This is a genomic window from Jatrophihabitans sp., from assembly GCF_035474675.1.
GTDB lineage: Bacteria > Actinomycetota > Actinomycetes > Mycobacteriales > Jatrophihabitantaceae > Jatrophihabitans_A.
The window spans coordinates 16,008-34,548 of record NZ_DATINC010000140.1 but is presented as its reverse complement, the minus strand read 5'-3'; the positions used below and the strand labels follow the sequence as shown (position 1 = coordinate 34,548).

The following is an 18,541-nucleotide window of genomic DNA, read 5'->3' as shown; positions in this document are numbered from 1 at the left end:
TCGCGCATCCCCCTTGCGCCACCTAGCGAGCTATGCCCGCTACTTGACATAACAACGCCTGGCTTAGTGGTAGTTCTGATTCAACGCAGCAAGGCCGCGGAAAGTGTGTCCGTATTCATGCCCTTGCACTGGCAGTACCCAAGTCCAACTGTCTATTTGAGATACTCGACGATGGCCTGAAGAACTCGGTCGAGCTCAGTGTCCGCGTGTACCACTACTGTTGAGTTCGATACATATCCGTAGCTCTCCTGGGTGTATGACACTGAACCGCGCTGAGCAAATTCTTCAAGGGAGAAGCGCTCGTCCCCGATACGGACGACAGGAGTACCAGCGACCGGCACGAACACATAGTTATAGACCGACCAGCCGTAAGGGCCTGGACTCCCGAATAGCCGGCGAACTAGGCCACTCCCATTCACCGCTCCATCCAGGTACCGTACCGGCCCGCTGCGATACCCTGCCGACCCTCTGGACCGCGGAGGGGGCGTGCGCTGCAAGACCGCCGCCGCCTTATGTATCTCCGACGCTAACGCGAGCGCACGCTGCGTTTGGGCAGCTCGGCGTTCGCGCTCAATTTCCGCAGCCTGATGGCGAGCTGCTTGCCTTTCGCGCTCATCAGCGCGGGCCTTCTGTAGGCGCTCCTCGAATTCGCTCATAGTCAGGTAATGGTATGGCGCAAGGACATCCGCAGGGTGCGGGCACGGGGTTTACCAGTTGACATAATGCGAGACCCCCCGGGGAGGTTGCCGTCGAGGATGTGGAGCCGCTGCCGAGGTCGCCGCTCCAGGACGGCTACCGTGCTAGCCATGCCCGGCCTGCCCACGGTGACGCTGCGGACGCGCACCGACGACGACCTCGATGTCCTCTACAGCATCGCCGCTGACCTGGATACCTGGGAGGAGCGCAACCCCTGGGCGCCGGCTCCGCTGACCAGGAAGCAGTTCGACGAGCGGCTTGCGGCACGCGCAGGCGAGGACACCGTGACCTTCGTGGTCGAGGTCGACGGAACGGCCGTCGGCAGCGCGTCGCTGTTCGAGTTCGACTTGTTCGCTGGCCACGCAGAGGCCGGGATCGCTCTGGTGCCCGACGCCCGGGGTCGCGGCATAGGAACGGCTGCCATCACTCAGCTCGTCGAATTCGGATTCGTACGCCGCAACCTGCGCCGAATCCATCTGCAGGCGATCGCGTCGAACGTCGGCGCCATTCGCGCCTACCAGAAGGTCGGGTTCGAAATCGAGGGGCGGCGGCGTCAGCATGCGTGGGTCCGGGGCGGGTACGAGGACATCGTGCTGATGGGAATCCTGCGTTCGGAGCATGCTCCGGGCAGGTGAACGCTCCCCCTCCGTTTGCACCGGCGAATAATTCTCTTTTGCTTGACATAATCTTGAACTCCAGATGCAATCTGGAAATTCAATTTGCTCCTAGGATTTGTTCAATTAAGGGTCTAGGGTGCAGTCACTCTATTGATGGCCGCGGAGGTCCAGATGTTGAGTGCCGCCTCTCCCCCTCGTCGCACCGTGACCCTGGCCGCCCTGCTCGGCATGGCCGCCTTCGCTGTCACCGGTCTCGCGCTCACCACCGGCCCGGCCGCGGCCGCGCCCGCTCCGCAGGCATCTCCAAGTGCGTTGGCGGCGCAGGCGGCGGCCCGGCTGGTCGCTGGCCGGCCCACCTCGATCCATGCCAGCAAGGACGACGCCTACCTCGCCGGGTCGGTGATCTCGACCCGCGAGGGCCTGCAGTACGTGCCCTACAACCGGACCTACAAGGGCCTGCCGGTCTACGGCGGTGACTTCGTGGTCGTCACCGACGCCACCGGCCGGGTGCTCTCGACCGCCGCCGCGCAGGACAGCGTGATCAACCTGGCCACCACCGCGGCCAGGACGCCCGCGCAAGCTGCAGCCAGCGCCCGGACGCACGCCACCGGCAAGACCGTGGACTCGGTGTCGGCCGCCCGCAAGGTGGTGCTGGCCCTGGGCACCCCGCGGCTGGCGTACGAGACGGTAGTGGCCAGCCACACCGGCGCGCTCCCGAGCACATTGCACGTGTTCACCGATGCCAGCACCGGCGCGGTGGCCTACTCCTACGACGAGGTTCGCGAGGGCACCGGCACCGGCAAGTGGAACGGTCCGAGTCCGTTGAGCATCGCCACCAGCCACCCGACCAGCACCACCTGGAACATGATCGACCCGGCCCGCCCGGGCCTCAACTGCCGCAACTACACAACCGGCGCGATCCTTTCCGGCAGTGATGACGTGTGGGGCAACGGGGTGGGCAGCAGCATCGAGACCGGTTGCGTGGACGCCAAGTTCGACGTCGAGCACGAGTGGGTCATGCTGTCGTCCTGGCTGGGCCGCAACGGCATCGACGGCGGTGGCGCCGGCTTCCCGATGTATGTGGGCCTGGACGCCGTCAACGCCTTCTGGGATAGCAGCACCGGCCGGGTCTCGGTCGGGCACAACACCGCCGGCGACTGGATCTCCTCCCTGGACGTGATCGGTCACGAGTTCGGCCACGCCATCGACACCTACACCCCCGGCGGCATCGGCTCCAGTGCGGTGGCCGAGTTCACCGGTGACGTCTTCGGTGCCCTCACCGAGTGGTACGCCAACGAGTCATCGGCCTATGACCCGCCTGACTTCACCGTGGGCGAGGAGATCAACCTGACCGGCTCCGGCCCGATCCGCTACATGTACAACCCGTCGCTGGCTGGCGACCCGAACTGCTACTCCTCCACCGTGCCCGGCATGGAGACCCACTCCGCGGCCGGTCCCGGCAACCACTGGTTCTATCTGCTCGCCGAAGGCACCAGCCCGACCAACGGCCAACCGGCAAGCCCCACCTGCAACAGCAGCACCCTGACTGGCATCGGCGTGCCGGCGGCCGGCAAGATCTTCTACAACGCCATGCTCCTCAAGACCACCGGGATGAGCTATCTGAAGTACCGCACCGCCACCCTGAACGCCGCCAAGAACCTCACCCCCGGCGACTGCACCAACTTCAACAAGGTCAAGGCAGCCTGGAACGCGGTCAGCGTCCCGGCCCAGACCGCCGACCCGACCTGCACCAACGGCGGACCGGTCTGTGGTGATGTCTCGTGCACGCCGGTCGAGGCCACCTACATCAGTCACTTCACCGGGGCTGGTTGCAGCGGTACCGAGAGCTACTACACCCCGTACTTCAACTCCGACGGCATCCGCCGGTCCTGGGACGGCGACGGCTACGCGGGCACCACCCTGCGTACCGTCACCAACCGCTCCTACCGCAGCAGTGACGGGGTCTGCCACGACGCCTGGCCGTCCGGCAACACCCTCAGCGGGTTCGTCACCATCTACCGGTTCCCCTGTGGTGAGGCCTCGTGCAAGCAGGTCAGGGCCGCCTACATCAGCCACTTCACCGGGGCCGGTTGCACCGGCACCGAGAGCTACTACACCCCGTACTTCAGCAACGACGGCATCCGCCGGTCCTGGGACGGCTTCGGCAACGCAGGCACCATCCTGCGAACGGTGACCAACCGCTCCTACCGCAGCAGTGACGGGGTCTGCCACGACGCCTGGCCGTCCGGCAACACCCTCAGCGGCTTCGTCACCATCTACCGGTAGCGAGCGCCAGGGGTCAGAGAACTCCGGCCCTTCGACCGGCGACTCCCCGCGGCGGCTGCCGGAGAGAGGTCTCAGCTGTCGAGCCGGTAGCCGGTTTCCCTGTCCACCGCCATGCAGAAGTCCACCGTGGGACAGGAGACCCGGAACGGAACCGAGCCACGCTCCGTGGTGGTGGCGATCGGCATGCTCCACTCGGTGCCGTCCCATCCGCTGAGCTCCCGGTCGTCGGCCGCGACGCACGCGAAGGCGGCCGGACACGACACGCTGAGCAGGGAGTGGTTGACGGGTGCTCGCGCACTCAGCCAGCTGGTGCCGTTCCAGACGGACGAGCTCCCGAACCTGGCGTCCTGGCAGAAGGTCGGGGACACACAGGACACGCCGTTGACCTGGGTGGCGCCGGGACTGTCGGAGGTAGCCGACCACGTCGAGCCGTTCCACCGGTACCAGCCGTCCGCCCAGGCCAGGCAGAACGTGCTGGCCGGGCAGGACACCGCCGACTTCTGCGCATACGGGTTGAGCTGGCTGCCGGAGTCCCAGCTGGTGCCGTCGAAGGTGTAGACCCAACCGTGGGACTGGGTCGTCGCCACGCAGAAGCTCGTGCTGGCGCAAGAGATCGAGATGAGGTCGCTGTTCGGCGTGACCAGGACCCCCTCCGACCACTGCGAGCCGTCATAGGTCCAGGCCGCTCCTGACCCGACGCCCACGCAGAAGGTCGGGCTCACGCACGAGACCGCGTTGCCTCCGCCCTGCGAGCCGGCGCTCCAGCTGTTGCCGTCGTAGCGGAAGGCGCGGCCGGTGCCGACCGCCATGCAGAAGGTGGCCGAGGTGCACGAGACGTCGGAGACGAGGGCGAACTGTTCGATCACCGAGCTGGACGTCAGGTGCAACCGGTGCTGCCCGCCGGCGAAGTAGCCCAGGATGTCGGCCACCACCGACAGCGTCACCGAGGTGTTGTTCCGGATCCGGATGGTGCCCTCCGGCGGGATCCGGACGGTGACCTGCCGCTGCACGGTCGGTCCGGCCGCAAAGCTGACCGTCGCCTTGCCGTCGAAGCCGCGGTCACCGGCGAACACCGAGATCGAGCCGGACCGGCTGGGCGAGATCACGGTGAGCAGGATCGTCTCGGCGCGTAGTCCCCAGTGCGGCGTCTTCGGCACGACGGAGTACGGGGAGATGTTGGCGCCCAGGGTCGGCACCGTTCGCAGCTGGCCGGAGGTGAACGGCCCACCGGCCCCGTCGGGGTTCCGGGTGTCGAGAATCCGGTCACGGACCATCGGCAGGTAGCCACCCGGAGCAGCCGGTGACCCGGCGACGTAGTAGCCGACGATGTCGACGACCAGTTGCATCGGAGCCCTGGAGTTGTTGCGTACCCCGAATGCCCCGTCCGTGCCGACCTTGGTGGTCAGCATGGTCTGCTCGGTCCGTCCGGCGACGAAGCTGACCGAGGTCGAGCCGTCCTCGGAGGTTCCGACTGACCAGATCGAGGCCGCGCCGGTGGCGGCCGGGTTCAGCACGGTGAGGTTGACCACGGCGGCGCTCACGTCGGAGGCCGGGATGCCGCCACGCCCGGTCACCTGCACGAGGGCGGAGTAGCCGGGCTGCAACGGCTGCGAGCCGGCGGCCCGGGAGTCGTAGAGGCGCTGCAGCGGCACCGGCCGGTAGCCGCCGGGCACCGCCGGGCCGGTGGTGTAGTAGCCCACCACGTCGGCCACCAGCTGCAGCGCGACCGAGGTGTTGTTGCGCACCGAGATGGCGCCGTCGCTGCCCAGCTGGGCGGTGACGGTGTTCTGCTGGGTGTTGGCCGCGGCGAAGCTGATGGTGGCAGCACCCGACCAGGCGGTGCCCGACGGGAACACCGAGACCGAACCCGCCGCCGCGGGGGTCGGCAGTGTCAGCGTGACCGTCACGGCCGAGATGCCGGACGCCGGCAGGCCGGCTACCCCCTGGATCGGTATCCGGGCCGTGGTCCGCGCCGCTATCGGGTGCGAGGGACGGGTGTCGAAGACCCGGGTCGGGTTCAGCGGCCGATAGGTACCCGGCGACTGGCTTACCGCCGTCCCCGCGGTGAGGTGTGCGGGCGCTGTCGCGGCGGCCGGCGGAACAAGCGCGGTGACCAGCGCCAACGGTGCGGTCAGGGCGGCAAGGACGGTACGCATCGGCCTACCTCCACTAGAACTTGTCGGGGATCACGGATCAGACGCAGGTCCGCCAGCCGTCGACGTCGACGATCAGGGTGATCGGGGCGCTGCTGTTGTTGCGGACCTGGACATCGCCGGAGTTCCTCCCGACCTTCATCATCAGCATGCGCTGCCTGGTCTGCTGGGCCACGAAGGTGACGGTGGCGGCACCGTCCCAGGCAACGCTGTCCGGCCAGATCGAGAGCGAGCCACCGGTACTCGGGCTCAGCATGGTCACGTTCAGCAGGGGTGCACAGATGCCGCTGTCACCACCGTCCGGGAAGGTCAGGTCCTGGATGGGGAGCGTTACCGTGCCGCCGGGTGCTACCGGCCCCTGCCCGGTGGCCCGACTGTCATAGACCCGGTCGTGCCCGCCCACGTTGAAGTGCTGGTAAGTGCCAGGATCGGTGACGTTGACCTCGACGTAGTAGCCCACCACGTCGGCGATCAGCTGGACGGCCGCCGCGCTGTTGTTGCGCACGGACAGCCCGCCGTGATCGTCCAGCAGGTTCACGAGTTGGCCCTGCTCGGTCTGCCCGGCGGCGAAGGTCATGGTGGCCGTGTTCACCCTCAGGTCGGTCTCCCCCACCGTCAGCGACCCCGACCGGCTTGGCGTCAGCACGGTGACGTTGGCGACCACCGCCACCTGGTGCGCGAAGTCGCCCTGCGGTGGGATGCCGCCCTGGCCGGCCACCTGGAAGGTGCGGGTCTGGCCGGCGGCCACCGGCTGGCCGGTGCGGGTGTCCAGCACCCGGGTCGGTGTCATCGGCTGGTACCGACCGGGGGAACCCCAGGGGTAGTAGTAGCCGAGGATGTCGACGATCAGGTTCAGCGAGTTCGCGGTGTTGTTGCGGATGTCGATCAGGCCGGTCGCAGTGACCGGAACCGTCTCGAAGTTCTGGTCGGTCTGCCCGGCCTGGAAGGTCATGGTCGCGCCGGACCAGCTGGTGCCGTCGGCGAACGCCGTGACCGAACCCGTCCCCGACGGTGTCAGCACCGTAAGGTTCACCGAGACGGCCACCACACCGGTGGCCGGCACCTGGCCCAGACCGGTCACCGGCACCTTGGCGGTGGCCTTGGCGGGGATCGCCCCGGTCTTCCGGGTGTCCAGTGCCCGGACCCGGCTGACCGCCTGGTACGCGCCGGGCGAGCCGACGGCGGTCGCGGCAGAGTCCCCCGCGGCCACCGCATCACCCGGTGCGACCAGCACCGGAAGGACCAGGCAGACGGCCAGAGCCGCGAGAGCAACGCGCATCGCACACCCCCTAGAAAGGGCACCAGCCACGCGAAAGCGCGCAACCTTGGCCCGCAACCGGTTTGCATACATAACAATCGGCTGGGTCGGAATGTGGCAGGCAACCGCATTCAACAGTGCCGCCCCCAACGCTCGGCAGATCTCGATGCGTCAGCTGTCGAGCCGGTAGCCGTTCTTGCGGTCGATCACCATGCAGAAGTCCACCGTCGGGCAGGACACGTGGATGTAGAGCGGCTGGCGAATGCGGATGATCGGCATGCTCCACTCGGTGCCGTCCCAACCACTGGGCTGGAGTTCGTCATTGACGATGCAGGCGTAGGCGGCCGGGCACGAGATGCTGACGAAATCATGGTTGACGGGTGCTCGCGTGCTCAGCCAGCTGGTGCCGTTCCAGACGGCCGAGTACTCGAAGGTCACGTACTGGCAGAACGTCGCGGACACGCAGGAGACCGAGACGTGGCCGGAGCCGGCATCGATGGCCGTTCCGGACCAGTGTGAGCCGTTCCACTGGTACCAGCCGTCCGCCCAGGCCATGCAGAACGATGCGGTCGGGCAGGACACCGCGGAGGTTTCCGCCTGCGTGTTGAGGACTGTGCCGGTGTCCCAACCGGTGCCGTCGAAGACATATGCCCGCCCGTGGTACTGGCTCACCGTCACGCAGAAGCTCGCACTGGCGCAAGAGACCGAGATGAGATTCTCCCCCGGCGCAACGACCACCGCTGCCGACCATCGCGTGCCGTCATAGGTCGACACCGATTGCTGCGACACGCCTACGCAGAAGGTCGGGCTCGCGCACGACACCGCGGTCTGCGCGGCATACGAGTGGAACTCGGCACTCCAACTGCTGCCGTCGTAGCGGAAGGCCCGGCCGAGGCCGTCCGAGCCGCTGCCGGCCACCGCCATGCAGAAGCTCGCCGAGGTGCAGGAGACATCGGCCGCGACCTCGAGCGGGTCGACCGTCGCGATGTCCGCAACGTGCAACCGGTTCTGCACGCCGGCGAAGTAACCCTCGATGTCCGCTATCACCGACAGCGTGACCGAGGTGTTGTTCCGGATCCGGATCGTGCCCTCCGGGGGGATCCGGACGGTTACCAGCCGCTGGACGGTCCGGCCGGCCGGAAAGCTGACCGTCGCTTTGCCGTCGAAGTCGCGGTCACCTGCGAGTACCGAGATCGAGCCGGCCCGGCTCGGCGACACCACGGTGAGCAGGATCGCCGCGGCCCGCAGCCCCCAGTGCGGCGTGGAGAACCCGTCGTCGTAGTAGAGGGGGGTGCCCAGGGTCGGCACCGTCCGCAGTTGGCCTGCGGTGAACCACCCGCCGTCCGGGTCGTAGTTCCGGCTGTCGAAGACCCGGTCCCGAGCTTCGGGTACATAGCCGCCGGGCGCGGGCGGCGATCCGGCGACGTAGTAGCCCCCGATGTCGATGACCAGCTGCAGCGCGACCCTGGTGTTGTTGCGCACCGAGAACGCCCCGTCGCTGCCGAGCTGTGCGGGCAGCATGCTCTGCTCGGTCTGGCCGGCGATGAAGCTGACCGTCGTCGAGGCGTCTCCCAAGGTGCCGGCCGGGAAGACCGACACCGAGCCGCTGACGGTCGGGCTCAGCACGGTGAGGTTGACCATGCCGGCGCTCACGTTCGACGCCGGGACGGTGCCCCGTCCGGCCACCGGCACGGTGACCGTGGCGCGGTCCGCCACCGGTTGCGAGCCGGCTGCCCGGGTGTCGAATAGGCGTTGCAAGGGCACCGGCTGGTACCCACCGGACACGGCCGGGCCAACGGTGTAGTAGCCCACCACGTCGGCCACCAGGTGCAGCGCGACCGCGGTGTTGTTGCGCACCGAGACCGCCCCGTCGCCGCCGAGTTCAGCGGTGACGGTGTTCTGCTGGGTGCTGGCCGCGGTGAACGTGATGGTGGCCGCGCCCGACCAGGTGGTGCCCGACGGAAACACCGAGATCGAACCCGCCGCGGCCGGAGTCGGCACGGTCAGCGTGACCGTCACCGCCGAGATACCCGACGCCGGCAGGCCGGCCATGCCCTGGATCGGTAGCCGAGCGGTCGTCCGCGCCGCGATCGGACTCGAAGGGCGGGTGTCGAAGACCCGGGTCGGATTCAGCGGCTGGTAGGTACCCGGTGGATGGCTTGCCGTTGTTCCGGTGGCAAGGTGCGCAGGCGCTGTCGCTTCGGCCGGTACGACCAGCACCGGAAGGACCAGGCAGGCGGCCAGAGCCGCGAGAGCAACGCGCATTGCACACCCCTAACGAGGGCACCGGCTACCCGATAGGCACAGCCGGCCCGCAACCAGTTACACCTGCATGACAACCGAGTAGGACGAAATGTGGCAGGTAGCCCCGAATCGAAATACGCCTTGGTGGCCTGTGCCAAGGTAGGCGTATGGCGATCGAGTTCCAGGTGACCTTCGACAGTGCCGACCCGACTGCGCATGCGGCCTTCTGGGCCGAGGCGACGCGCTACATCCAGCAGCCGCCACCGTCCGGCTTCGACTCGTGGGACGCCGCGCTCGACGCCTGGGGCGTGCCGGCCGAGCAGCGCAACGACCGCGCGGCGCTCATCGACCCCGACGGCGTCGGCCCGCGGCTGTTCTTCCAGAAGGTGCCGGAGCCGAAGACGGCGAAGAACCGGGTGCACCTCGACCTGCGTGCCGCCACCGGCGTGCCACCGGAGGGACGCTCGGACGCGCTCGAGGCGGAGTGCAGCCGGCTGGTCGCGCTCGGCGCGCGCCGGCTGCAGCGGTTGGAGGCCGACGGCATCAACGGCGTCTGCATCGTCATGCAAGATCCCGAGGGCAACGAGTTCTGCCTCGACTGAACAGGTGCGGGCGCTCGGAGCTGCTCACACCGGTGACTGGATCTGATGCTCGCCGGTCAGTCCTGGCCATAGTTCTTCTGCCCTCAGCGCAGCAGCTGCCAACTGGGAAGGGTCCAGCGCAAGTTCGGCCATGTCGATGCCCAGTGGCGGTGAGTGGACCAGCAGCGTGCAGGACTTGACAGGCAACGGAGTCAGCCAATAGGAGATCCGGTAATGCTGGCCGCTGCCGCCGGCCGTGATTCGGTAGAACAACCCGCCTTCCTCGATCGTCATGAATTCCGCCACCTGGCGCAGCCCGTCTCTCACGATCGCCACCGTGAACTCGCCGACGTCCTGGGCATAGTTCGCCAGCAGGCCGCCGAGGAAGCGCTGCTCATCGAGAGTGACGACATTGGCCCGCACCGATACGAACAGCGCACAGCCCGAGGGGTACACCTCGGCATGAGTCACGCTCACGACCAACGCGGGCTGACGGTGAAGAACCGCGGCCAGCGGCAGAATTGCCGGCAACACATTCTGGGGCGGAACCGGCGAGGCACCCTCCTGCAGTTGGCTTTCCATGATTGCAGCCTCAGCAGTACATGGTCACCGTTTGGCTGTTGACCTCGTCACTCCACCAGTTGCCGTGGAAGGCAGTGAACTTCACTTGCGTGTGCATCGGAAAGGCCCGGTTGTAGTCACAGCCCACTTGCGCAATCACGTACAGGTCGGACGCCACCTGGTTGGAGGTCTTGTGCGCGATCGCGGTATACCTGCCGCCGCCGTCATAGCGCCAGATGATCACGGTGGTCTGCATGACATCGGGAGCCGTAGTGCACACCACGCGGCCGATGCTCGACACTATGGTGCCGCGGTAATACTGATAAGGCACATCGGCCGATAGGTCACAGTAGATCGCGTGACTCGGCCGGATAGCCGCGGCGCCTGCCGGCTCGGCAGATGACATGGTCGCCGTCACTACGGCCAGTCCTAGAGCAACACACTTGATGAAGCGCCTGGTCCCGGACATGAGAACTCCTCATTGCCGCTGGTGCCGGCAACCATCCTCCGTATCCATATTTCGTGTAAAGAGTGACAGGCGAAGTGCCTACCATTCGACGACATGCACCGGACGCGCTACCAAAGTAGCTCTAACGCCGCTGCCAACCAGCCGCGTGCGCGGTCGATGTTCGGACCGCTCGGCGCGAGCAGCACGGTCTCCAGCTGGATCTCAGTCATGCTCCGCAGCGCACGTCGTGCAGCTGGTTCTGTCAGCGTCAGCGTGAGCCGCTCCGCCAACCGCTCGGGTTGCACGGCGAGCGGCGCCAGCCGGGCTGCCAGCCGCTTGGTCGTCGGCTGCCACACCCCGTTGACGGCGAAGACGATGGCCAGCACCCGCGCCGTGGCGTCCAGCAGCCACTCCTGCAGCGCCACCCGGTCACCGTCCCGGGTCAGCGTCAGCACCCCGGCAGGCGCGAAGCCACCCCACCTCGACGCGGCAGTCTCGATGCGGGCCGCGGCGACCTCCGGTGGGTAGATCCGTAACTGTTCCTGCCAGCCGGCCAACAGCCCGCAGGTCCGCAGTGGCACCCCGTGCACCAGCGCGTCCGCGGTCGCTCCCTCCGCACCGGCACGCGCCTGCGCGACGCGTGCCTCGGCGTACGCACGCGGCCACCAGATCAGCTCGAACGGGATGCCGGCGCGGTAGCCGAAGACATGCTGCGCAGGCGCCGGTGGCGGGCCCCACGAGTCCAGCTCGGTCAGGCCCATCGAACGGGCGTGCTCGAAGCACTCCTCACGGTCGAGCAGCTGGCCGGTAACGACCAGCATCTCGACGTCGGACAGCTCGTCGGCAACTCCGCGCGACACGCTGCCAGTCAGCACGATTTCTTCGACGCCGGCCGGCAGCGCCCGCACCGCCAGTTCGGCGAGTTCCTGCAGCTCCTCGGAACGGGTTGTCCTCACGTCGTCAACCTAGCGCCGAAGGCTCGCGGCGTGCGGGGACCCAGCGCTCCGGTCGTACGGCCCACGGTGTGCGGCATGCTATGCGTCGATTACCCCTTCCGCCCAGCGCCCGGAGTGCCATACTGCGCGCGTGCCCAGCGCGGTGACGTCGGTCGAGCCGGCCGCCGTTCCGCAGCCCGGGGCGCGCGGCGAGTGGTGGCTGCTGGACCGGGTGGCGCTGGCTTGGTCCCTGGTGTCCGCGCTGGCGCTCTACGCCATGATCGGCCGGGGTGGCTGGTACGTCGACGACTTCCTTGCCTTCGAGCTGGCCGAGCGCTCACCGCTGAACCTGCGGTACCTCGAGATCACGATCTTCGGCCATCCGCAGCCGGGAACACGGGTGCTCGCCTGGGTGCTGTACCGGATCTCGCCGATGAACTACCCGCTCGCCGCGGCACTGATATGTCTGGGCTTCGGAGTCACGACCTGGCTGGTGTACCGGATCCTGCGAATGGCGTTCCGACCAAGCCCCTGGCATCTGGTGTTCACCGCGATGGTGAGCACCACCGGCCTATGGGTAGCAGCGGCCGCCTGGTGGGCCGCTGGGGTGGAGATGAGCGGCTGTGCCCTGGCCAGCGCGCTGACCGTGTACGCCATGCTGCGCTGCTACTCCGGACCGTACCGGCAGCTCTGGGGAGCCCTCGCCGGCAGCGCACTGCTGGCTGGCCTCGCCTTCTACGAGCGAACCCTGTTCGGCGCGGCATTCGCGGCCTGGTTCCTACCCGCGGTTACCTGCCGCTCGGCCCGGCCGAAAGAGGTGTTGGCGGTGCTGCGCCAGGCCTGGTCGGGCTATCTCGCGCTGGCCGGGGTGACGGCCGGATACCTGCTGGTCTACCTGACCCACCAGCTGGTGCCGAGGCAGCCTGGCTACACCCGTGGCGAACTGGTGCACTTCTTGTGGGTCTGCTGGAGCCATGCCTTGATTCCCGGCCTGTTCGGCGGCTCGCTGCGGACCCATCAGCAGGTGGTCAGATCCCTCGCGGACCCGCCGCTGGGGTGGCTGACCGGCTGCCAACTGGCGCTGCTGGCGTTGGTCTGCTTCGGCTTGGTACGCAACCGCCTGCGCGCGGTGAACGCCTGGCTGGTCTTCCTCGCCATCTTCCTGGCGGGGCAGTACACCATTGCCAGTGCCCGACTGGCCATCTATCACGTTGAGGTCGGCAACGAGTACCGGTACGTGGCGGACCTGCTGCCGCTCCTGGTGCTCACCCTGGCCGTCACCATCCTGCGGCCGGCCGCGTTGCCGTCCGAGGCGGTCCCCGGGCACACAGGCGGCGGCTCCCACCCGAACCGACGGCATCCATTGGCTGGCGACCTGTTCGGTGTCGACCGCCGGCACCTGCTCGGCACCGCTGTCGCCCTGGTCGCGCTGTGCGTGGTCTATCTGGTCACAGCGATACCGATGTCCTACCGCTGGACGCACGGCTTGAACGTCAGGTACGTGAACAGCCTGCGGGCCGGCGTCGGCGAGTTGGACCGGCAGGGACCGTGGAGCCTCTACACCACCTATGTGCCCTTCGATGTGGCGCCGGCCAGCTTCGGGAACTACAGCGAGACGACCAGGATCGCGGAACTGGTGACCGGACACCCGGTGAGCGCGGACGACCTGAGTAAGCCGATGTATGTGGTGGATGCCGGCGGGCACCTGCGGCGGGCCCGGTTCCGGACGCTGGCCAGCGTGCCGGGACTGTGCAGCACCGGGCCGCAGCAGATCCTGCAGCGGCTCAGCAAGCGGTTGCCGTTGGGTGTGTGGAACGTGCAGCTGAGCTACCAGGTGGCCACTCCGACCACGCTGCGCTTCGCACTCGATCCGGGCTCCGGACCACCGGTCGAGGCGACCGGGCTCTCGCGCGGTTACCTGGTCAGCGGCTCCGGTCAGCTGACCTTCGCACTGCGGCTCTCCACACTCACCGGCCTGCGGTTGGACATCGGGGCGGCTGGCGCATGCATCTCCGACGTGCGGATCGGGCGGCCGGTACCGGCCAGCTAGCCGCCCCGCTACCTCGTGTTCCTCAGGTGCGGCGTTCGTGCCGGACCGGTTTGAGCTCGTCGGGAGCATCGCTGGCCGGTACGAACTCGCACCGGAAGTGACCTTCGTAGCCGAACAGGAACCCGAAGACCCGGTTCCGCACTTCGAGCGCGATTCGGTAGACCTCGGCATCGTCGTCGTAGCTTTCGTGCAGCGTGGCCCGGCCGCTGAACAGCAGCGGAAACCGGAAGCCCACCCGCCCCTCGTAGAAGCGCTGACCATGGGTGGTGAGCAGCAGCGAACCGTCACTGGTCACCTGCAGGTCGAGGTCGACGGCGAGGTGCTGGTGGGTGCCGAGGTAGTCGACCAGCCGCCCGCCGGTCAGGACCATGGTGGCGTCGAACCTGCTCGGCCGACTGCGCACGGAGTACTCGCGCACGAACGTGATCGTCTCGCGGCCGTACGGATCACGGTAGGGGTAGTTCTTGATGACGAACGGCACGTTCTCGCCCACGTACGGGATCAGGATGTTGCGCAGCTTGCCGACGTAGAGGAACGGCAACGTCCACCACGGGCCACGGCGGATCGAGGTCATCACACCGGTCCCGATGCAGGCGTAGCCGGCGTGCAGGCCCACTCCGAACCGGCGCTGCAGCATCGGGTGCAACCGCTCGAAGTCGGCTCCCATCGCCTCGGCGAAGATCGACGTCATGGCGCCGGGAGTTCTGCCAGGCTCGCCGGCGAGCCGTCCATGGCGTGTCCGCGCAGCGGCCGGCGACGGCAGCGTGCGGCTCGCGGACGGTCCGGACGCCACCACGCGAACACCGAACGCAGCGGCCACGCCTCCGGGGGCTGCCCGGTCTCGGCCCAGATGCGCAACCGGTCGAAGCTCCAGGCGGTCAGCCAGCCGACCAGCCACCGCACGCCGGCCGCGTCGGCGAGCCTTCCCCAGCCGGGGTGGTAGTCGTAGCCGGTCAGGAATCGCACACCGCTCGGAGTGGGCACGTAACGCTAGTAACCGCGGCCGTCGCCGAGCGGTGAGAGCCGGTCGGTGGTGGTGAAGCGCAACGCGGAGGTACGTGTTCCGTCCGCGCGGCGCCGCTCCCCCAACGAGACTCCGGTACCGGCGAGACGATGCCCCGGGATGCGCAACTCGTAACGGAACCGCTGCGCACCGTCCGGCGTGGTTCCGGTGGGTGTGATGCTGCTGAAGCGAAGGTCCCACCGTGCGTGCAGGACGGGGTCCTGGGTGAGCTGCCAGACCCGGTCGAGGTCGGCGTCGATCACCGTCTCGACATAGATCGGCTGCGGCGGCACAACCCCCATTGTGCCCTTCGCCGACGACGGTGAGCGCGACATTTTCGACGCGTGTAACGCGGTGCTGACTGCCCTGTTGTCAGTGCGTTGCACAGCGGTCGCGACACCGACGAAGAGCATCGGAAACGAACGCGTCGAACGTGCACCGGTAGGACTCCGCGAAGCGTGAAAACAGGCTGCGCGGCAGCGGTGCCGACGCCTGCGATCCGCACCGCACACCGTCAGCTGCAACGCCTCGACAACGTGGTGTGCAGTACCGCGTGCAGCGCATCGCGCGACCTGCGCACACCTCGGATCGAGCACGCATTACAACGTGTCGAACGACATCCGAAACGCACCCGTGCGGGTGCCCGCACCCCGCGGCAGACCGGGTTGCACGACACGGTCACACGCCGTTCGGCGGCGCATTTCGACCCATGCGTGCGGTGCCCTCACCGCGACGTAACGAGCGGGGGTCCACCGCGGGTGGTATGCATGTCCCAAGTGCACGCGAAAGCCACGTCACAGGTCTGGTGGCGGGTAGGAATTCGCGCGGTTGCGAACGCTCGTCATGGACAACGAGTGTCACGACGAGTTACGTTGTAAACCACAAGTTGAGAGATCGGCGAACAGCGCCGTGCGCGTCAACTTGCGCGTCACCGATCCCTCGGTGGCAGCGATCCCGGAGGCTGCCGGCTCCAGTGAAGCCGGCGCTCAGGGCGGAACGCGGCAAACAGGGTCCGCAGCTACACAACAAGTCCGTCTTGTTCCGCCGCCGTCCGCAACCGGCTGGAGATGAGATGACTCAACCCCGCAAGCGCGCCGCCGCGCCGTCCGGCGACAGCGCACCACGCAAGCGCACCGCCACGTCATCCGGCGACACCGCACCACGCAAGCGCACCGCCACGTCATCCGACGACACCGCACCGCGCAAGCGCACCGCGAGCAGCACCGCTGCACGCAACGGCGGCAACCGTGCGCCGTCACCCGCGCAGATCGCACGCGCCGCTGCCGACCAGCTGACCGAGATCTCGGGTGTGCGCGCCGACGGCATCTCCGGCCTGGAGCGCACCGACGACGGGTGGCAGGTGCGCGTCGAGGTGGTCGAGGTCGCGCGCATCCCGGACTCGACCAGTGTGATGGCCAGCTACCGGGTGCTAGTCGACACCGACGGAACGCTGCAGTCCTACCAGCGTGAGCACCGGTACTACCGCAACCAGGCAGGCGACTCATGACCCTGCCCAACTCCGGCAACTACCCGAGCGCGAGCCGCTCGGGTGACACGCTTGCCGACCTTCTCGAGCGCATCCTCGACAAGGGCATCGTGATAGCCGGTGACGTGGTCGTGAACATCCTCGACATCGAGTTGCTCACCCTGAAACTGCGGCTGCTGATCGCCTCGGTCGACACCGCCAAGCAGATGGGCATCGACTGGTGGCAGGACGACCCGTTCCTGTCCCGGGACGCCCGCGCGCTGCAGCAGGAGAACCAGCAACTACGCCAGCGCGTGTACGAGCTGGAAGGCACTGCCCAGCCGGCCGGTGACACTCAACCGGACGACGTGCGCGGGGCCCGAGAATGACCACCGGGACCGGTTACTACATCTACGCCATCGGTGACGCCGAGGCGCTTGCCGAGCTGGACGGGATACCGGGAATCGACGACACGGCAGTGGTCCCGGTGACGCACGGGCAGCTGTCCGCACTGACCAGCGTGGTGCACCTGGACTCCTTCTCCACCGTGCAGCAAGCAACCGCGGTGACCGAGACCAGTTGGCTTGCGCACGCGGTGCGCGCGCACGAACGCGTCGCATTGCAGGCGCTGGACCGCGGACCGGTGCTGCCGATGCGCTTCGGCACGGTGTACGCGCGCGGTGCGGACGTGCAGGACATGTTGCGACGGCGACATGCCGCGCTGCTCGCCGAGTTGCACAGGCTGGCCGGTGCCACCGAATGGAGCCTGAAGGTACGCATCGAGCAGTCCACCGACCAGCCGGCCGAGGCGCCGTCCGCAGCCGGCTCCGGCACCGCGTGGTTGCTGGCCCGGCAGGCCGCGCTGCAGGCGCGTTCCCAGCGCACCGACCGGCTGACCGAATGTGTCGAGCAGGTGCGTGCCGAGCTCGCACCGCAGGTACGCGACATCGCGGTGTCCCGCCCGCTCGACGGCGCCACCGACACGGTGCGCATCTGGCTGCTGGCCGATGACGCCGAACGGTTGGCTGCCGCCCTGGAGCCGGTGCGCGCACGGTGGTCGCCAGCCGGCTGCACGCTGGAGCTGACCGGTCCGTGGCCGCCGTACCACTTCCTCCGCGGCGACGCGCTGGAGCCGGTCACCACACCGACAGGCCAGCCGGAGGTCCGGCCATGACGCAGTCCACCCGCACGCTCGGCGACGGCTCGCTGATCGAGCTGCTGGACCGGCTGGTCGAGACCGGGGTGGCGGCAACCGGTGACCTGCTGCTGGGGCTGGCCGACGTGGACCTCATCCGCGTCAACCTGCAGCTGGTGCTGGGCGCGGTCGACACCCTGGCCGACAACGACGGCCCGGCGCCCCCGGTCCGGTCCGGCGCACCGCACCCGGCCGCACCGGACACCGGGAACACCGACTCGCCCGCCGAGCGGTACCCCGCAACTCCGGCCGGGCCGCCCGAGCCCGTGCCCTATACGCCCCGCGCCACCGCGGTACCCGCACCGCCGGCCGCGCTGCAGCTCGACCGTCCGGACCGCGCTGATCTCGGCGTCGGCGCCCTGCTGATCGCGGTGATCGAGATCGTGCACCGGCTGCTGGAACGGCAGGCCATCCACCGGATGGAGCACGGCTCGCTCACCGGCGACCAGGTCGAACGCCTCGGCCAGGCGCTGATGCTGTTGGACCAGCGCATCAACCAGCTCATCGAGATCTTCGGAGTGCGCTCCACTCCCGCGTTGCCGGCAACCGTTGCCGGCACCGCCCACTAGGAGGAATCCATGACCGCAATGACCAGCATGACGAACCAGCCCGCCTCGAACTCGAACCGGCACCGGTCCGGCACCCTGTACGACGTACTCGAGCTGATCCTGGACAAGGGTCTGGTCATCGACATCTACGTCCGGGTCGGGCTGGTCGGCATCGAGCTGCTCACCATCGACGCCCGCATCGTGGTGGCCAGCGTCGACACCTACCTGCACTTCGCCGAGGCGGTGAACCGGCTCGACCTCACCCAGACCGGCGACGCCAAGCCGCTGGACGAGTTCATCGGCGGCATGACCGAGAAGGGCGCCCGCGGCAAGACCCGCGGTGCGGTCAGCGGTGTCACCAACGCGATCTCGGAGGGCGTGCACCGGCTGCGCGGCGACGACGACGATGACGACAGCAACAACGGCCGGCAGCCGGCGCGCCGGCGACCGGCGGAGGACCGGCCCCGCCGCCGGCGTCCGGCTGAGGCGGGCGCGCGCTGA

Annotated in this window: 18 protein-coding genes; 9 read left to right on the top strand and 9 right to left on the bottom strand. The window is 68.1% G+C overall.

What is annotated here, in order from left to right; translation table 11 throughout:
* Nucleotides 1–806: 806 nt before the first annotated feature.
* Together VLJ82_RS16145 and VLJ82_RS16140 are read left to right on the top strand one after the other, a co-directional pair.
* On the top strand, nt 807–1,331 hold the full coding sequence (locus tag VLJ82_RS16145; RefSeq protein ID WP_408664391.1) for a GNAT family N-acetyltransferase: 525 nt from the start codon (nt 807–809) through the stop codon (nt 1,329–1,331).
* Nucleotides 1,332–1,517: 186 nt separating this feature from the next.
* Nucleotides 1,518–3,599 (top strand): M4 family metallopeptidase, encoded by a 2,082-nt coding sequence (locus tag VLJ82_RS16140; RefSeq protein WP_408664390.1) that lies wholly within the window; start codon nt 1,518–1,520, stop codon nt 3,597–3,599.
* A 71-nt stretch (nt 3,600–3,670) separates the two neighbouring features.
* Here the strand turns inward: VLJ82_RS16140 and VLJ82_RS16135 are convergent, their stop codons facing one another.
* From VLJ82_RS16135 to VLJ82_RS16125, 3 genes are all read right to left on the bottom strand, one after another.
* Entirely contained in the window at nt 3,671–5,755 is a 2,085-nt protein-coding gene (locus VLJ82_RS16135; RefSeq protein ID WP_408664389.1) for a hypothetical protein, read from the bottom strand.
* A gap of 37 nt (nt 5,756–5,792) precedes the next feature.
* Entirely contained in the window at nt 5,793–7,031 is a 1,239-nt protein-coding gene (locus VLJ82_RS16130) for a hypothetical protein (protein ID WP_408664388.1), read from the bottom strand.
* 150 nt (nt 7,032–7,181) lie between these two features.
* On the bottom strand, nt 7,182–9,062 hold the full coding sequence (locus VLJ82_RS16125) for a hypothetical protein (RefSeq protein ID WP_408664387.1): 1,881 nt from the start codon (nt 9,060–9,062) through the stop codon (nt 7,182–7,184).
* 359 nt (nt 9,063–9,421) lie between these two features.
* On the opposite strand from VLJ82_RS16125, the gene VLJ82_RS16120 reads away from it, so the two are divergent.
* A complete protein-coding gene (locus VLJ82_RS16120; RefSeq protein WP_408664386.1) occupies nt 9,422–9,856 on the top strand; it encodes a VOC family protein in 435 nt (144 codons plus the stop codon).
* A gap of 24 nt (nt 9,857–9,880) precedes the next feature.
* On the opposite strand, the gene VLJ82_RS16115 is transcribed toward VLJ82_RS16120, so the two are convergent.
* The 3 genes from VLJ82_RS16115 to VLJ82_RS16105 all read right to left on the bottom strand — a co-directional run bounded on the left by VLJ82_RS16115 (nt 9,881) and on the right by VLJ82_RS16105 (nt 11,800).
* Nucleotides 9,881–10,417 (bottom strand): hypothetical protein, encoded by a 537-nt coding sequence (locus VLJ82_RS16115; protein ID WP_408664385.1) that lies wholly within the window; start codon nt 10,415–10,417, stop codon nt 9,881–9,883.
* 10 nt (nt 10,418–10,427) lie between these two features.
* Entirely contained in the window at nt 10,428–10,814 is a 387-nt protein-coding gene (locus tag VLJ82_RS16110) for a hypothetical protein (RefSeq protein ID WP_408664384.1), read from the bottom strand.
* A 158-nt stretch (nt 10,815–10,972) separates the two neighbouring features.
* Nucleotides 10,973–11,800 (bottom strand): hypothetical protein, encoded by an 828-nt coding sequence (locus tag VLJ82_RS16105; protein ID WP_408664383.1) that lies wholly within the window; start codon nt 11,798–11,800, stop codon nt 10,973–10,975.
* A 130-nt stretch (nt 11,801–11,930) separates the two neighbouring features.
* On the opposite strand from VLJ82_RS16105, the gene VLJ82_RS16100 reads away from it, so the two are divergent.
* A complete protein-coding gene (locus tag VLJ82_RS16100; RefSeq protein ID WP_408664382.1) occupies nt 11,931–13,829 on the top strand; it encodes a hypothetical protein in 1,899 nt (632 codons plus the stop codon).
* A gap of 22 nt (nt 13,830–13,851) precedes the next feature.
* Here VLJ82_RS16100 and VLJ82_RS16095 read toward each other — a convergent pair whose 3' ends face one another.
* The 3 genes from VLJ82_RS16095 to VLJ82_RS16085 are packed head-to-tail and all read right to left on the bottom strand — an operon-like array spanning nt 13,852 to nt 15,125.
* Complete coding sequence (locus tag VLJ82_RS16095) at nt 13,852–14,520, bottom strand: DUF4166 domain-containing protein (protein ID WP_408664381.1); 669 nt, start codon at nt 14,518–14,520, stop codon at nt 13,852–13,854.
* A complete protein-coding gene (locus VLJ82_RS16090) occupies nt 14,517–14,813 on the bottom strand; it encodes a hypothetical protein (RefSeq protein ID WP_408664380.1) in 297 nt (98 codons plus the stop codon). The genes VLJ82_RS16095 and VLJ82_RS16090 overlap by 4 nt, the downstream gene beginning before the upstream one ends.
* Nucleotides 14,814–14,819: 6 nt before the next feature.
* Entirely contained in the window at nt 14,820–15,125 is a 306-nt protein-coding gene (locus VLJ82_RS16085) for a hypothetical protein (RefSeq protein WP_408664379.1), read from the bottom strand.
* 779 nt (nt 15,126–15,904) lie between these two features.
* Between VLJ82_RS16085 and gvpO the strand changes: the two genes are divergently transcribed.
* From gvpO to gvpJ (VLJ82_RS16060), 5 genes are read left to right on the top strand one after another with little or no spacing between them, the layout of a single operon-like run.
* Entirely contained in the window at nt 15,905–16,339 is a 435-nt protein-coding gene (gene gvpO / locus VLJ82_RS16080) for a gas vesicle protein GvpO (RefSeq protein WP_408664378.1), read from the top strand.
* Nucleotides 16,336–16,686, top strand: a complete 351-nt coding sequence (locus VLJ82_RS16075) for a gas vesicle protein (RefSeq protein WP_408664377.1) — start codon at nt 16,336–16,338, stop codon at nt 16,684–16,686. The genes gvpO and VLJ82_RS16075 overlap by 4 nt, the downstream gene beginning before the upstream one ends.
* Nucleotides 16,683–17,471 (top strand): GvpL/GvpF family gas vesicle protein, encoded by a 789-nt coding sequence (locus tag VLJ82_RS16070; protein ID WP_408664376.1) that lies wholly within the window; start codon nt 16,683–16,685, stop codon nt 17,469–17,471. Before VLJ82_RS16075 ends, VLJ82_RS16070 begins: the two co-directional genes overlap by 4 nt.
* Nucleotides 17,468–18,061: a gas vesicle protein GvpJ gene (gvpJ, locus tag VLJ82_RS16065; protein WP_408664375.1), complete on the top strand. Its 594-nt coding sequence runs from the start codon at nt 17,468–17,470 to the stop codon at nt 18,059–18,061. Before VLJ82_RS16070 ends, gvpJ (VLJ82_RS16065) begins: the two co-directional genes overlap by 4 nt.
* Before the next feature lie 9 nt (nt 18,062–18,070).
* Nucleotides 18,071–18,541: a gas vesicle protein GvpJ gene (gene gvpJ / locus VLJ82_RS16060; RefSeq protein ID WP_408664374.1), complete on the top strand. Its 471-nt coding sequence runs from the start codon at nt 18,071–18,073 to the stop codon at nt 18,539–18,541.

Bases quoted from the DNA above. Each gene is read 5' to 3' on its own strand.
- VLJ82_RS16125 (WP_408664387.1), bottom strand. From the start codon at position 9,062: ATGGCCGGCCTGCCGGCGTCGGGTATCTCGGCGGTGACGGTCACGCTG.
- VLJ82_RS16115 (WP_408664385.1), bottom strand. From the start codon at position 10,417: ATGGAAAGCCAACTGCAGGAGGGTGCCTCGCCGGTTCCGCCCCAGAAT.
- VLJ82_RS16070 (WP_408664376.1), top strand. From the start codon at position 16,683: ATGACCACCGGGACCGGTTACTACATCTACGCCATCGGTGACGCCGAG.
- VLJ82_RS16075 (WP_408664377.1), top strand. From the start codon at position 16,336: ATGACCCTGCCCAACTCCGGCAACTACCCGAGCGCGAGCCGCTCGGGT.
- gvpJ (WP_408664374.1), top strand. From the start codon at position 18,071: ATGACCGCAATGACCAGCATGACGAACCAGCCCGCCTCGAACTCGAAC.
- gvpJ (WP_408664375.1), top strand. From the start codon at position 17,468: ATGACGCAGTCCACCCGCACGCTCGGCGACGGCTCGCTGATCGAGCTG.
- gvpO (WP_408664378.1), top strand. From the start codon at position 15,905: ATGACTCAACCCCGCAAGCGCGCCGCCGCGCCGTCCGGCGACAGCGCA.
- VLJ82_RS16120 (WP_408664386.1), top strand. From the start codon at position 9,422: ATGGCGATCGAGTTCCAGGTGACCTTCGACAGTGCCGACCCGACTGCG.
- VLJ82_RS16095 (WP_408664381.1), bottom strand. From the start codon at position 14,520: ATGACGTCGATCTTCGCCGAGGCGATGGGAGCCGACTTCGAGCGGTTG.
- VLJ82_RS16130 (WP_408664388.1), bottom strand. From the start codon at position 7,031: ATGCGCGTTGCTCTCGCGGCTCTGGCCGTCTGCCTGGTCCTTCCGGTG.
- VLJ82_RS16145 (WP_408664391.1), top strand. From the start codon at position 807: ATGCCCGGCCTGCCCACGGTGACGCTGCGGACGCGCACCGACGACGAC.
- VLJ82_RS16135 (WP_408664389.1), bottom strand. From the start codon at position 5,755: ATGCGTACCGTCCTTGCCGCCCTGACCGCACCGTTGGCGCTGGTCACC.